Below are 504 nucleotides of genomic sequence, written 5' to 3'. Positions count from 1 at the left end.
GTTTAGTTTTTCTTTTTCAATTTTATCGGTGAAAACTTGAGCAAAAATACCTTTGCCAACTTTAACGTCATCAATGCGCTTCAGAATTTCGTGGGCAGATACGGATTTTTCCTCAGACGTTTTCGTTGTCCATTCTTGGCCAGCAATCTGATTGAGTGTATCTATTACAGTGCTATTCCCTGTTTTAGGTTTTGGCCAAAGTGAAGCGACAACCTCAGCCATTAGAGCTACGTTATTACCTTCCATAGCCAAATCGTATTCTAGCGTCTTATACTTACTGACAAACAAGCGAGCGTGTTCAGATGAGTTGATTGAATCAACTAATTTAATAGCATGGTTCATGCCTTCAAGTAGATGTGAATCGTGTGGAATAAAGTCGATTTCTTTATCAATAGTTTCATCTTCATTTTCTTCGCTAGCGACTTGGATAGTTTGTTTCTTTGGAGGGTCTAGATCTGTAACGCCAGCACAGCGAACTGGTATATTTACGCCTTCTTGATCTTC

The 504-nt window shown here is 39.1% G+C and carries 1 pseudogene; it reads right to left on the bottom strand.

The features are described 5' to 3' along the window. Positions 1-504 (bottom strand): annotated as a pseudogene (locus R7093_RS28520) (ATP-dependent endonuclease); the annotation flags it as partial.

It is taken from the genome of Vibrio sp. 1580 (genome assembly GCF_033340055.1).
The sequence above is the reverse complement of the archived record's forward strand: the minus strand, read 5'-3'. Positions and strand labels throughout refer to the sequence as shown.